The sequence below is a fragment of the Amycolatopsis sp. WAC 04169 genome, from assembly GCF_003947535.1.
Lineage (GTDB): Bacteria > Actinomycetota > Actinomycetes > Mycobacteriales > Pseudonocardiaceae > Amycolatopsis > Amycolatopsis keratiniphila.
Genome location: NZ_QHJI01000012.1, coordinates 339,233 through 352,629, shown reverse-complemented (window position 1 = coordinate 352,629; position 13,397 = coordinate 339,233). Strand labels below are relative to the sequence as shown.

Sequence of the window (13,397 nt, the reverse complement as noted above, 5' to 3'; positions counted from 1 at the left end):
CGCCTTCTTTCGCAAGAGGACTTCGGTGAAGACGGCGGAATCCCGACTCTACGGGCGGACCCCGGCCTCAGGAAAGATCCGGTCCCTGTGAGCGGAGATCGTCGACCTTGGTCATCGCCTCCCGGAGCTCGGCGAGCCAGGCGTCCGCGTGCTCCCCGACCAGCCGGACCGCCCAGGCGAGCGCCTCCGACCGCGACCGGGCGACGCCCGCGTCGACGAGGGTGTCGAGCACCAGGCGTTCCGGCTGCCGCAGCCTGGTCATGACCGGTGCCGAATGCGTGGTGAACAGCCGCCGCGTGCCGCCGAGGCTCGCACCCCAGGCGACCTTGCGCTGATAGCGGTGCTCGGCCTGGCGCGCGATCTCGATCCGCTCGTCGCGGGTCTCCTCGCGGAACCGGCTGATCCTGCCGTCCTCGGCCGCCGCGCGGGCCGCGTCGTCGGCGTACTCGCCGGTGAGCGGCTGGAGTTCACCGACGATGACGATCTCTTCCCGATCCACCGTGACCTCGGGGTCTGCGGTGAACCAGCCGTCGGGGAGTCTGCCGCCGAACCACGCGGCCGCGTCGTCCGCCGCCGGGATGTCCGCCTGCTGCCAGCCGCCCCGGCCTTTCCAGCTTCCGCGTCCCATCTGACCCGCCTCCTCAATTACATGATTACAACGCTACCGACGCTACGCCCGCAATAGTCGAAACTCACGTGTGTTCTCCCCCGGCGAAACCCGGGGCAACCTGATGACCTGCGCGGACGTGTTCCCCCTAGCAGCCGACGAGGAAGGGGAACCTCATGCTGAAGAAGGTCATGCTCGGCGCTCTCGTACTCGGAGCCGCCCAGCTCGCGGTGGTCGCGCCGGCCGCCGCGACCACCGATCCCAGCTGGTATCTCGGCCCGACCCCGCTCGGGCCGGGCGAGCAGATCTACGCCGAAACGAGGGCGGGCGCGGGCGGCTGTGTCCCGAAAGGCCCGGTGACCTCACCGGGGCTCGCCGAGCCGATCGGCTGGACCATCGGCGGGAACTTCGGGAAATACGGCGGATACGGGCGCGTGGTGAAGAAGCCGGGCAAGTACGTCGCGACGCTCAGCTGCACCGACGGACGCAAGGCGACCCGGACGTTCACGGTGACCGGAGTCCCGCCGTCCAGCACGACGAAGCCGCCGAAACCGAAACCTCAGGTCACCGTGAAACCGGCAGGCGCACCGCAAACCGGCGGCGGCGCCTTCGCCCCTATGGCGTGGGATTGGTGAGCTGAGACCGCAGGTCGCCGGCGGTGGTGACGGGCCGCTCGCAGACGTAACCGCGGCACACGTACGCGGCGGCGGCGCCGTCGACCAGCGGCCGATCGGCCAGCAGCGGCACCCCTTCGGCATCCGGAGTCCCGCTCACGACGACAGCGCCGTCGGGCAGCGACGCGACGGCCGCGGCCAGCAGATCCGCACGTGAAGCGGCATCCGGCCCGACGACGGCGACCTGCACCGGCCCGGCAGCGGCGGCTTCGGCCACGGTGAGCCAGTGCCCGGCGAACCGCGGCGCGTGGGCGGCGAGCCGTCCCGCGCGGGCGAGTGCCTGCTCGGCCGCCTCGCGGTAGCGGCCCACCCGGTCGTGCCCGGCCAGGACCGACGCCGTCAGCAGGGCGTTCGCTAAGGCCGAGGCTCCCGACGGGCTCGCGTTGTCGGTCGGATCGGAAGGCCGCTGCACCAGGACTTCCGCGTCGTCGGCCGTGTCGTAGTACGCACCCGTCGAGTCCGGGACGCCGAAATGGGCCAGCGCCAGGTCCAGCAACGTGACGGCGTCGGCGAGCCACCGCGGTTCCCCGGTCGACTGGTGGAGTTCGAGCAGCCCCTCGGCGAGGCACGCGTAGTCCTCCAGCACCCCGGCCGTAGTGCCGACGACGCCGTCGCGGGAAGTCCGGCGCAGGCGTCCGTCCACGAAATGGGTGTCCATCAGGAAAGCCGCCGCGCGAGCCGCCGCTTCGATCCACTGTGGACGATCGAGCCGCGAGCCCGCCTTGGCGAGCGCGCCGATCGCGAGCCCGTTCCACGCGGCGATCACCTTGTCGTCGCGGGCGGGCTGCGGTCGCTCGTTGCGCGCGGCCAGCAACGCACGGCGAACCCGCTCATAACGCGTTTCGTCCTCTGGATGCGGTTCGCGCAGTCGCAGCGTCGAGGCGCCGTGCTCGAAATTGCCCCGCTCGGTCACCTGGAACAACTCGGCCGCCCAGGCACCGTCCTCCTCGCCGAGGACTTCGATGAGCTGCGCGGGCGTCCAGACATAGGTGAGCCCTTCGACGCCATCGGTGTCCGCGTCGAGCGACGCGGCGAATCCGCCTTCGGCCGTCCCGAGGTCGCGCAGCAGGAACTCCGCCGTCTCTTCGACCGCCCGCCGCGCGTACTCGTGCCCGGTCACGCCGTGGAACTGCGCGTAGAACCGCAGGAGCAAACCGTTGTCGTACAGCATCTTCTCGAAGTGCGGCACTTCCCAGCGCGCGTCGACCGAGTACCGCGCGAAACCACCCGCGAGCTGGTCGTTCAACCCGCCCAGCGCCATCGCCTCGGCGGTGTGCTCGACCATGGCGAGGTCGGCGCCGGTGCGCTCGTGGTGGCGGAGCAGGAAGTTCAACGCCATCGTCGGCGGGAACTTCGGCGCTCCCCCGAATCCGCCGTTGCCGGTGTCGAACTCCTTGCGCAGCGTGGCGACCGCGGCGTCCAACGCCGCACTGTCCACAACGGACTCAGGGAGCGGCCCGCTCTTCTCCGTGAGGTGGGCGATGATCTGCCGGGCGCCGGAACGCAGCTCGTCCGGGCGCTCTCCCCAGGCCTCGGCGACCGCGACGAGCAGCTGCGAGAACGACGGCATCCCCGGCCGCGGCGACGGCGGATAGTAGGTGCCGCAATGGAACGGCTCCCCCTCCGGCGTCAGGAAACACGTCATCGGCCAACCGCCCTGACCGGTCATCGCCTGCGTGGCCGCCATGTACACCGAGTCGATGTCCGGGCGCTCCTCGCGGTCCACCTTGATGTTGACGAAGTTCGCGTTCATCAGCGTCGCGGTGGCTTCGTCCTCGAAGGATTCGTGCGCCATGACGTGGCACCAGTGGCAAGCGGCGTAGCCGACCGAAAGCAGGATCGGCACGTTCCGCCGCTTCGCCTCCGCCAGCGCCTCCTCGCCCCAGGGCCACCAGTCCACCGGGTTGCCGGCGTGCTGCAGCAGGTACGGACTGGTCGCGGCCTTCAGGCGGTTCGACATGTCACCAGGGTCGCATGGCGAAAAGCGGGCGCGTAGAACGGCCGTCTGAGCGACACTCGTCCGGTGCTCCTGACCATGACCACCACCCGGAACCCGGCCACCGACCTCGGCTTTCTCCTGCACAAGCATCCGGAGAAGGCGCAATCGCTCACGCTCTCGGCCGGGACGGCGCACGTCTTCTACCCGGAGGCGTCCGGCGAACGCTGCACCGTCGCGCTGCTGGTCGAGATCGACCCGGTCGACCTCGTGCGCGGTGGCGGCACTTCGCTGACCCAGTACGTCAACGACCGTCCGTACGCGGGCGGCTCGTACCTGGCGGTGGCGCTGCGGGCCGCCTTCACCACGGCGCTGGCCGGCCGGTGCGCGAACCGGCCGGAACTCGTCGACGAGCGCTTCGACCTGGAGATCCGGATCCCGTCGCTGACCGCGCGCGGCGGCGCCGAGGTCGTCCACAAGCTCTTCGAACCGCTCGGGTGGCAGGTCGAGGCGAAGGTCATCCCGCTCGACCCCGAGTTCCCGCAATGGGGCGATTCCCGCTACGTCGACCTCCGGCTGACCGGCACCCAGCGCGTCGTGGACGCGTTGCGGCACCTGTACGTCCTGCTGCCCGCCCTCGACGGCGACAAGCACTACTGGATCGGCCAGGACGAAGCGGACAAGCTGTTGCGTGTCGGCGAAGGCTGGCTCGCCGCGCATCCGGAACGCGACCTGATCACCAACCGGTACCTCGAACGCCGTCGCCCGATCGTCTCGTACGCGCTCGACCGGCTCGCCGAGGCGGACGACGTGCCCGCCGAAGCCGAGGCCCGGGTCACCGAGCAGCCGGACCGGCCCGAACCGCTGGCCGTCCAGCGTCAGGGCAGTGTGCTCGCGGCGCTCCGGGCAGCGGGCGCGCGGCGTGTGCTCGACCTCGGCTGCGGTGGTGGCGCGTTGCTGCGAGTGCTGCAGAAGGAGCCGTCGTTCACCGAGATCGTCGGTGTCGACGTGTCCGCGAGCGCGCTCGACATCGCCGAAAAGCGGCTCAAGGACAAGTCGCGAATCACCCTGAAGCAGTCCGCGCTGACCTACGCGGATCCGTCGCTGGCCGGCTACGACGCGGCCGTGCTGATGGAGGTGATCGAGCACGTCGACGAGGAGCGCCTGCCCGCGCTGGAGCACGCCGTGTTCGGGGTCGCCGCGCCGCGGACGGTGCTCGTCACGACGCCGAACGCCGAATACAACCGGCACTTCGAATTCCTCGAAGAAGGCCGGTTCCGGCACGCCGACCACCGTTTCGAGTGGACACGCGAGCAGTTCCGCACCTGGGCCGAAGGAGTCGCGGCACGGCGCGGCTACGACGTCCGCCACCTGCCGGTGGGACAGGAGTCCCAGGAATCAGGACCGCCGACCCAAATGGCGGTCTTCACGTCTCGGAAGGAGGCCGTGGCATGAAACTGACCATTCCCGACATGTCCCTCGTCGTGCTCGTCGGGGCCTCCGGCTCCGGCAAGTCGACCTTCGCGCGGACGCATTTCGCGCCCACCCAAGTACTGTCCAGCGACTACTTCCGCGGCCTGGTGGCCGACGACGAGAACGATCAGAGCGCCTCGGGCGCCGCTTTCGACGTGCTCCACTACGTCGCGGCGAAGCGGCTCGAAGCGGGACGGATCACCGTCATCGACGCGACGAACGTCCAGCGCGCGTCGCGGGCGAGCCTGCTGAAGCTGGCGAAGGAGTACGACGTCCTGCCGACGGCGATCGTGCTGGATCTGCCCGTGAAGGTCTGCCAGGAACGCAACGCGGCCCGGCCGGACCGCGACTTCGGCGAGCACGTCGTCCGGCGTCAGCGCGGTGAACTGCACCGTTCACTGAAGTCGTTGGAGCGCGAGGGTTTCCGTCGCGTGCACGTGTTGCGGAGCGAGGCCGAGATCGCCGAGGCGGAGATCGTCGTCGAGCCGCTGCGCAACGACCGTCGCGACCTGACCGGACCGTTCGACGTCATCGGCGACGTCCACGGCTGCCGCGAGGAACTGGACGAGCTGCTCGCCGAACTGGGGTACGTCGACGGCGTGCATCCGGAAGGACGGACCGCCGTCTTCGTCGGCGACCTCGTCGACCGCGGCCCCGACACGCCGGGCGTGCTGCGCCGCGTGATGGCGATGGCCGAGGCGGGCAGCGCGCTGGTCGTCTGCGGGAACCACGAGCAGAAGCTGGTCCGCGCGCTGAACGGGCGCAACGTCAAGACCACGCACGGTCTCGCGGAGTCGCTGGAGCAGCTTTCCGCGCAGGACGAGGACTTCCGCGCGAAGGCGCACGCCTTCTGCGATGGACTCGTCGCGCACTACGTCCTCGACGGCGGCAACCTCGTCGTCGCGCACGCGGGCCTGCCCGAAAAGTTCCATGGACGCGCGTCCGGCCGGGTCCGGAGCACCGCGCTGTACGGCGACACCACCGGCGAGACCGACGAGTACGGCCTGCCGGTGCGGCTGCCGTGGGCACGCGACTACCGCGGCAAGGCGATGGTCCTTTATGGACACACGCCGACGTTGGAGCCGGAGTGGATCAACGGGACCATGTGTCTCGACACGGGCTGCGTATTCGGCGGCAAGCTGACCGCTTTGCGTTACCCGGAACGGGAAGTCGTCTCGGTGAAGGCGAAGAAGGTCTGGTACGAGCCGGCCCGGCCGCTCGAACCGGCGCGGCCGCTGGGCGGACGCGAGCCCGCGGTGCTGGAACTGGGCGACGTCACCGGGAAGCGGATCGTCGAGACCCGGCACCACGGCCGGGTCGGGGTATCCGCCGAACAGTCGGCGGCGGCGCTCGAGGTGATGAGCCGCTTCGCCGTCGACCCGCGCTGGCTGCCGTACCTGCCGCCGACCATGGCGCCGTGTTCGACGTCCGCCGCGGACGGCTACCTCGAACATCCCGAGGAGGCATTCGCCGAGTTCCGCGCGGCGGGTGTCGATCACGTCCTGTGCGAGGAGAAGCACATGGGCTCGCGGGCCGTCGTACTCGTGTGCCGTGACGACGACGTGGCCCCCGCGCGGTTCGGGATCCAGGGGCCCGGCGCGGTCTACACCCGCACCGGCCGTCCGTTCTTCACTCCGGACCAGAACGCGCGACTGCTCGCCGATGTGCGCGAAGCGGCGTCGGAGTTGTTCGAGGAACTGGACACCGGCTGGCTGCTGCTCGACGCGGAGTTGCTGCCGTGGAGCGCGAAAGCCGGGTCGCTGATCTCGGGCCAGTACGCGGCCGTCGGCGCAGCGGCGCAGTCCGTGCTGCCCGCCGCCGTCGCGTCGCTGGACGCGGCCGCCGCTCGCGGGATCGACGTGTCGGAACTGTTGGCCCGCACCCGGACTCGCGAGTCCACTGTGGACGCGTACCGGCAGGCGTACCGGCGCTACTGCTGGCCGACCGACGGCCTCGACGGCGTCCGGCTGGCACCGTTCCAGCTCCTGGCGTCGGAGGGCCACGCGTACCACGACCGGCCGCACGAGTGGCATCTTTCGCTGCTGGACCGGCTCACCGGCGACCGGTTCACGCGCACGCGGACACTCGCCGTCGACACCACCGACCCGGCGTCGGTGGCACGCGGCGTCGACTGGTGGTTGGAGCTGACCGGCGCGGGCGGCGAGGGCATGGTCGTCAAACCGGCGGCGAACCTGACGCGCGGCGCGCGCGGACTGGTGCAGCCCGGGGTGAAGGTGCGCGGGCGCGAATACCTGCGGATCATCTACGGGCCGGACTACACGCTGCCGGAGAACCTCTCGCGCCTGCGCAAGCGGGGGCTCAACCGCAAGCGGGCACTGGCGTCGCGCGAGTACGCGCTGGGGCTGGAGGCGCTGGAGCGGCTGGCGCGCGGGGAACCGCTGTGGCGGGTGCACGAGTGCGTGTTCGCCGTGCTGGCGCTGGAGTCGGATCCGGTCGATCCGCGCCTCTGACGCGCTTCGGGCGTGCAATGAAGGGGCCTTTCATTGCAAATTTTGCTATGAAAGACCCCTTCATTGCAGCGCTCAGTCGGACTTGGCGGTCGGTTTCTCGGCCTTCGCGACCGGCTCGCTCTCGGCCTTCGGGGCTTCAACAGCCTCGTCAGCCGAAGCGGGAGTCTCCTCCGCGGGCTCGTCGAAGCTCTCCGGCAGCCGCTTCAGGTGCTTGGTCATCGACCGCACCAGCAGCGCGACGGCGATCAGGAACAGGATCAGGATCAGGAAACCCACCGGCGACGACTTGCCGAAGTCCTCACCTTGGCCGCCGTTGTCGCCGTTGCCCGGCTGCTGCGCCAGGAACTGCGACGACACCGTCACCGGAACGACGGCGAACGCCGGCACCACGAAACTCATCTAACCCTCCTTCAAGCCGGCGAACAGATCGTCCTCCGGCAGGGTGCTGTCCACCAGTGAGCGGACCAGCTCGTACTCCTCGGTCGGCCAGACCTCGCGCTGCAGGTCGCGCGGGACGGCGAACCAGCGGCTGTTCGGGTCGATCTGGGTGGCGTGCGCCTTGAGCGCCTCGTCACGCTGCTCGAAGTACTCGCCGCATTCGACGCGCGTGGTCACCCGCTCCATGACGTCGGCCTTGTCCGGGTCCCACGACTTGAGCCACTCCTCGTACGGCGACTCCAGGCCGCGCGCGAGCAGGGCCTCGTGGAACACGGTCATCCTGGCGCGCGAGAACCCGTGCACGTAGTACAGCTTCATCGGCTGCCACGGCTCGCCAGCATCCGGGTACCGCTCCGCCTCGCCCGCGGCGTCGAAGGCCGCGACCGAGATCTCGTGCGTGCGGATGTGGTCGGGGTGCGGGTACCCGCCGTTCTCGTCGTAGGTGACGATCACGTGCGGACGGAACTCGCGGATGACCTTCACCAGGGCACCGGTGGACTCTTCGAGCGGGATGACCGCGAACGAGCCCTCGGGCACCGGCGGAAGCGGGTCGCCCTCGGGCAGGCCCGAGTCGATGAACCCGAGCCAGGTGTGGCTCACGCCGAGGATCTTGGCCGCGCGGGCCATCTCCTCCCGGCGGATCTCGGTCATGTTGGTCAGTACTTCGGGACGGTCCATGGCCGGGTTCAGCACACTGCCCGCTTCGCCGCCGGTACAGGTCACGACCATGACCTCGTGCCCTTCGGCGGCGTACCTGGCCATGGTGGCGGCACCCTTGCTCGACTCGTCGTCGGGGTGCGCGTGCACCGCCATCAGGCGGAGGCGTGACTTCGGCGGTTCATCGGCAGACACCATGCTCCGAACGTCCCCTTCTCGTTCCCTATTCCCCTCCAGACCCTGCCTGACGGGCCGCCCGGCCGGGCGCGGATACTCGAGGGGAACCACTCGCATACGCCCCCATTGTCCCTGCGAGCACGACGACACCAACCGGGAGGCCCGGGTTGAGCACGGGACAGGACGCTCCCACCGCGGAAAACACCCGGACGGACGTGCCGGGAGACCGGTACGGCAAGACCCGTGCCGCGAAGCCCGCCCGCTGGCGGCGGCTGGTGTTCGGCGTGATCGCGCTGCTGGTCAGCGGCGGGATCGCCTATGTCGCGTACTCGAACTTCGGCAGCGCGCCCATCGAGGGCGAACGCGTCTCGTTCGACGAGAAACCGGGCGACGCGATGGAGATCACCATCAACGTGACCAGGGACGATGTGAACCGGCCCGGCGTGTGCGTCGTCCGGGTCCGCGACAAGGCGGGGGCCGAAAGCGGCCGTAAAGAGGTCCTCATTCAGCCTGGTTCGAAGAACAGCCGGGTGACGACCACCATCAAGAGCATCGGAAGGCCGGTCACGGCTGATATCTTCGGATGCTCATACGACGTACCACGGTACCTGTCAAGGCCATAGCGGCCAACGGGGTGAAACAGGCGCCCAACGCCGAGGCGCGACCGAATTCCACCGGCGGCGATGCCTCGCGCCGTGTTACTCTGATCTACCGGCACGGCCCAAGACGGGCCGTGTTTTTCCTTTATCTCAGCCAGGCCGGCGCGCCATGCCGGTCCGGTGGCCGGCTTGTACACCCAAGCCTGGCAGGCCCTACTAGGAGATGGTGACCGTGAGCGACACAAAGGTGACCTGGCTGACCCAGGATGCCTACGACAGGCTCAAGCAGGAACTCGACCACTACATCGAGCTCCGCCCGGTCATCGCTGCGAAGATCAACGACAGCCGGGAAGAGGGCGACCTCAAGGAGAACGGCGGCTACCACGCCGCCCGCGAGGAGCAGGGCCAGCACGAGGCCCGCATCCGCCACCTCCAGGAGCTCCTCCGCTCGGCCAAGGTGGGCGAGCCGCCCGCCAACGACGGCAGCGCCGGACCGGGCAAGGTCCTCACCGTGCGTTACGACGGTGACGACGAGGACGAGAACTTCCTCTTGGCGACCCGCGAAGAGGGCACCGAGGGCGACCTCGACGTCTACTCGCCGGAGTCACCGCTCGGCAAGGCGCTGCTCGGCGCCAAAGAGGGCGAGACCCGCGAGTACGAGCTGCCCAACGGCAGCATCCAGAAGGTGACGCTCGTCAAGGCCGTGCCGTACACCGGCAAGTAAGTGCGCCGCTGGTCTCCCCAAGGGCGTCCAGCGCCCGACGGAGACTTCACCCGTCGCGCGCCGCTTGCGGCCGAAGGCCCCGGAAACTCGATGAAGAGGCGCCCTCCACGCAGCGCGAGTTCGACTGCGAACCGGCGCCTCTTCGGCGAGTTTTCGTCAGCGCGCGACAATCGACACTGCATGGCCGGGCGCGCATATGAGCCGTTAGCGTGACCTCCGGAGAATTCTGGAGGGAAACGATGAGCGAACACCCCATCTGCGTCGCCTGCGGCATGCAGTACGCGGAACCCCGGTCCGACTGCCCGATCTGCGAGGACGAACGTCAGTACATCCCGCAGGCCGGACAGCGGTGGACCGATCTGAACGCCGTCCGCGCGAGCGGGACGTATCAGGCCCGCATCGAGGAGCAGGGGCCCGGCCTCATCGGAGTCGGGTCCACTCCCAACTTCGCCATCGGCGAGCGCGCGCTGCTGGTCAAGGCCGAATCCGGCAACTTCCTGTGGGACTGCGCGGGCTTCATCGACGACGACCTCGTCGCCAAGGTCCGTGACCTCGGCGGGCTCACCGGCATCGCGATCAGCCACCCGCACTACTACACCACCATGGTCGAGTGGGCTCACGCCTTCGACGCGCCCATCTACCTGCACGAGGGCGACCAGCAGTGGATCGGCAGGCCGGATCCGGCGATCAAGCTGTGGAGCGGGACGACCCTCGACGTCGCCCCCGGCCTGCGGCTCATCAACCTCGGCGTGCATTTCGCCGGCGGCACCGTGCTGCACTGGCCCGCCGGGGAGAACGGCCGCGGCGCGGTGCTCTCGGGCGACATCCTGCAGGTCATCCCGGACCGCCGCTTCGTCGGCATGATGTACAGCTACCCGAACCTGATCCCGGAGCGCCCCGAGGTCGTCCGCCGCGCGGCCGAACTGCTCGAACCGTACGCGTTCGAGGCGATCTACGGCGCCTGGTGGGACGCGATCATCCGCACGGACGGGCACGAGGCCGTCCAGCGGTCGGCGAAGCGGTACCTGAGCCAGGTGGGCTAGCTCCTCGCCAGCCGTTCGAGCAGCGGCCGTACGCGCGGCGGAACCGGCGTCGACAATGCGATCGACGTCGACGTCCGCCGCACGTACGGCGCGCCGACCACCTCGTCCACCACACGCTGCAGGTCGTCGTTGTTGCGCGCCACCATCCGCACGAAGAGATCGCCCTGCCCGGTCGTCGCGTGGACCTCGCAGACCTCGTCGATGGCGGACAGCGCCTCCGCGACCTCGGCCCGGCGGCCCTGCGCGATCTCCAGTACGGCGAACGCGGTGAGGCCGTAGCCCATCGCCGCGAGGTCGAGTTCGGGCGGGAACCCGCCGAGGATCCCGCGTTCGGTCAGCCGGTCCAGCCTCGCCTGCACGGTGCCCCGCGCGACGCCGAGACGGCGGGCGCATTCGAGCACGCCGAGCCGGGGCGAGTCGGTGAGCAACAGCAGCAGCCGCGCGTCCAGCGCGTCGAGCGAGTCCGACATCGTGCCTACCTCCTACGCAGGTTGCCCACTTTGACTGCGCCTCCCGCCCTCTCACTGGACATAGTGCGCAGCAAAATCTTTGACCATTGCGCATTTTGTCACGCACTCGGATGCTTCTGGGCATGACGCACACAGTGGAACCCCAGGGTGCTCTTGACGACGTGAGCTACGACCAGCTGCGTCAGCTCGTCGGCCTCGTCGACCACGACTCTTCGACCGACCCCTTCCCGGTGAAGTCGATGGACGCGGTGGTGTTCATCGCGGGCAACGCCACGCAGACCGCCTGGTTCTACCAGGTCGCGTTCGGCATGCAGCTCATCGCGTACTCCGGCCCCGAAACCGGGAACTTCGAGCGCAAGTCGTTCGTGCTGAAGTCGGGCTCGGCCCGCTTCGTGATCACCGGTGGCGTCAAGCCCGACTCCGCGCTGCTCGACCACCACCGCCGTCACGGCGACGGCGTCATCGACCTCGCCCTCGAGGTCGCCGACGTCGACAAGTGCATCGACCACGCCCGCGCGCAGGGCGCCACCGTCCTCGAAGAGCCGCACGACGTCTCCGACGAGCACGGCACCGTCCGCATCGCCGCGATCGCGACCTACGGCGAGACCCGCCACACGCTGATCGACCGGTCGAAGTACACCGGCGTCTACCTGCCCGGCTACGAGCCGCGCGAGAGCAAGATCGTCCGGCCCGAAGGCGCGCCGAAGCGGCTGTTCCAGGCCGTCGACCACTGCGTCGGCAACGTCGAACTCGGCAAGATGGACTACTGGGTCGACTGGTACCACCGCGTCATGGGCTTCGTGAACATGGCGGAGTTCGTCGGCGACGACATCGCGACCGAGTACTCGGCGCTGATGAGCAAGGTGGTCTCCAACGGCAACCACCGCGTCAAGTTCCCGCTCAACGAGCCGGCGATCGCGAAGAAGAAGTCGCAGATCGACGAGTACCTCGAGTTCTACGGCGGCGCGGGCTGCCAGCACATCGCGCTGGCCACCAACGACATCGTCACGACGGTGAAGGCGATGCGCGCGGCGGGCGTCGAGTTCCTAGACACCCCGGACTCCTACTACGACGACCCGGAGCTGCGCGCGCGGATCGGCGAGGTCCGGGTGCCGATCGAGAAGCTCAAGGAGCACCGCATCCTGGTCGACCGCGACGAGGACGGCTACCTGCTGCAGATCTTCACCAAGCCGATCGGCGACCGCCCGACGGTGTTCTACGAGCTCATCGAGCGGCACGGTTCGCTCGGCTTCGGCAAGGGCAACTTCAAGGCCCTGTTCGAAGCGATCGAGCGTGAGCAGGAGCGCCGAGGCAATCTTTAACGGCGAGGCGCCATCGGCGCAGCGTCGAGGCAACCTCTGACCCCGGCAGTTCGCAGGGCGTGAAAGGGCTCTTCATCGCACTTCGTGCGGTGAGGGGCCCTTTCACTACGTGACGGGGCCGACTTTGTCGGCGGAGGGTGGTACACCGGACGGGAACTAAACTTCGAGCGCACCCGGAACCGGACGCCTCTCCGGACCGTCAGTGTGAAGACGTCATCACGCAGCTTGGAAGGGTCCCGATGCCGGACAACGTCGACGCCAGCGAACGCATGGTGGACAACTGGACGAAGCAGATCCAGGAGACCGCCGCGCGCTATCAGGCGATGGCCGCCCGCATGCAGGGTCAGACGGTGACCGAGCGGTCGAAGGACAACACCATCGAGGTCACCATCGACTCGAAGGGCCTCCTCACGAACCTCGTCATCTCCGAAGCCGCGAGCGGTAAACGAATGGCGGAGGTCTCGGCGCAGGTCATGCGCCTCGTCCAGCTCGCGCAGTCGCGGATCCCGGAACTGCTGCAGGCGGCGATGGCCGAGACCGTCGGCACCAGCGACGAGACGGCGAACAGGGTGATCGCGGAGGCGCAGAGCACCTTCCCGGAAGCTCCGCCGGAGGAGGACCTCGCACCGCCGGAGCCCGAGCGGCACCACCGCTTCGGCCCCGAGGAGGACGATCCCGCTCCGCCGCCAGCGCAGGCAGGCCCGCCCCAGAATCCACCTCAGCCGAAGCCGATCCCGCGTCGCCGCCGCACGCAGGACGACGATGACGACGACTTCGGCGGCAGCATTCTTTCGTAGTCGTTCCAT

13 protein-coding genes are annotated in these 13,397 nt (G+C 69.1%); 8 read left to right on the top strand and 5 right to left on the bottom strand.

The features are described 5' to 3' along the window. Nucleotides 1–67: 67 nt before the first annotated feature. Complete coding sequence (locus DMC61_RS33205; protein WP_063277614.1) at nucleotides 68–628, bottom strand: hypothetical protein; 561 nt, start codon at nucleotides 626–628, stop codon at nucleotides 68–70. A 155-nt stretch (nucleotides 629–783) separates the two neighbouring features. Between DMC61_RS33205 and DMC61_RS33200 the strand changes: the two genes are divergently transcribed. Then, entirely contained in the window at nucleotides 784–1,242 is a 459-nt protein-coding gene (locus DMC61_RS33200; RefSeq protein WP_125694242.1) for a hypothetical protein, read from the top strand. On the opposite strand, the gene DMC61_RS33195 is transcribed toward DMC61_RS33200, so the two are convergent. Next, on the bottom strand, nucleotides 1,223–3,241 hold the full coding sequence (locus tag DMC61_RS33195) for a thioredoxin domain-containing protein (RefSeq protein ID WP_125694240.1): 2,019 nt from the start codon (nucleotides 3,239–3,241) through the stop codon (nucleotides 1,223–1,225). The two genes, DMC61_RS33200 and DMC61_RS33195, sit on opposite strands and share 20 nt — an antisense overlap. Before the next feature lie 63 nt (nucleotides 3,242–3,304). Between DMC61_RS33195 and DMC61_RS33190 the strand changes: the two genes are divergently transcribed. Beyond that, nucleotides 3,305–4,672, top strand: coding sequence for a 3' terminal RNA ribose 2'-O-methyltransferase Hen1 (locus tag DMC61_RS33190; protein WP_125694238.1), 1,368 nt, complete (start codon nucleotides 3,305–3,307; stop codon nucleotides 4,670–4,672). Further along, entirely contained in the window at nucleotides 4,669–7,161 is a 2,493-nt protein-coding gene (locus tag DMC61_RS33185) for a polynucleotide kinase-phosphatase (RefSeq protein WP_125694236.1), read from the top strand. The genes DMC61_RS33190 and DMC61_RS33185 overlap by 4 nt, the downstream gene beginning before the upstream one ends. A 72-nt stretch (nucleotides 7,162–7,233) precedes the next feature. On the opposite strand, the gene DMC61_RS33180 is transcribed toward DMC61_RS33185, so the two are convergent. Beyond that, a complete protein-coding gene (locus tag DMC61_RS33180) occupies nucleotides 7,234–7,560 on the bottom strand; it encodes a hypothetical protein (protein WP_125694234.1) in 327 nt (108 codons plus the stop codon). Continuing rightward, on the bottom strand, nucleotides 7,561–8,454 hold the full coding sequence (gene mca, locus DMC61_RS33175) for a mycothiol conjugate amidase Mca (protein ID WP_125694232.1): 894 nt from the start codon (nucleotides 8,452–8,454) through the stop codon (nucleotides 7,561–7,563). A gap of 146 nt (nucleotides 8,455–8,600) precedes the next feature. Between mca and DMC61_RS33170 the strand changes: the two genes are divergently transcribed. The 3 genes from DMC61_RS33170 (at nucleotide 8,601) to DMC61_RS33160 (ending at nucleotide 10,799) form a co-directional block, all read left to right on the top strand. Next, nucleotides 8,601–9,056, top strand: coding sequence for a DUF4307 domain-containing protein (locus DMC61_RS33170; protein ID WP_125694230.1), 456 nt, complete (start codon nucleotides 8,601–8,603; stop codon nucleotides 9,054–9,056). Between the two features lie 199 nt (nucleotides 9,057–9,255). Beyond that, nucleotides 9,256–9,756: a transcription elongation factor GreA gene (greA, locus tag DMC61_RS33165; protein ID WP_016337198.1), complete on the top strand. Its 501-nt coding sequence runs from the start codon at nucleotides 9,256–9,258 to the stop codon at nucleotides 9,754–9,756. Nucleotides 9,757–9,995: 239 nt separating this feature from the next. Continuing rightward, nucleotides 9,996–10,799, top strand: a complete 804-nt coding sequence (locus tag DMC61_RS33160; RefSeq protein ID WP_063277622.1) for a hypothetical protein — start codon at nucleotides 9,996–9,998, stop codon at nucleotides 10,797–10,799. On the opposite strand, the gene DMC61_RS33155 is transcribed toward DMC61_RS33160, so the two are convergent. Then, the gene (locus DMC61_RS33155; RefSeq protein ID WP_037340824.1) at nucleotides 10,796–11,269 is read right to left on the bottom strand and encodes an Lrp/AsnC family transcriptional regulator; all 474 of its coding nucleotides are present in this window, start codon (nucleotides 11,267–11,269) and stop codon (nucleotides 10,796–10,798) included. The genes DMC61_RS33160 and DMC61_RS33155 overlap by 4 nt on opposite strands. A gap of 122 nt (nucleotides 11,270–11,391) precedes the next feature. On the opposite strand from DMC61_RS33155, the gene hppD reads away from it, so the two are divergent. Together hppD and DMC61_RS33145 are read left to right on the top strand one after the other, a co-directional pair. Next, nucleotides 11,392–12,591 carry a 4-hydroxyphenylpyruvate dioxygenase gene (gene hppD / locus DMC61_RS33150; protein WP_043848382.1) on the top strand — a complete coding sequence of 400 codons (1,200 nt, stop codon included), beginning with the start codon at nucleotides 11,392–11,394 and terminating at the stop codon, nucleotides 12,589–12,591. 239 nt (nucleotides 12,592–12,830) lie between these two features. After that, the gene (locus tag DMC61_RS33145) at nucleotides 12,831–13,388 is read left to right on the top strand and encodes a YbaB/EbfC family nucleoid-associated protein (protein ID WP_125694228.1); all 558 of its coding nucleotides are present in this window, start codon (nucleotides 12,831–12,833) and stop codon (nucleotides 13,386–13,388) included. Nucleotides 13,389–13,397: the final 9 nt, after the last annotated feature.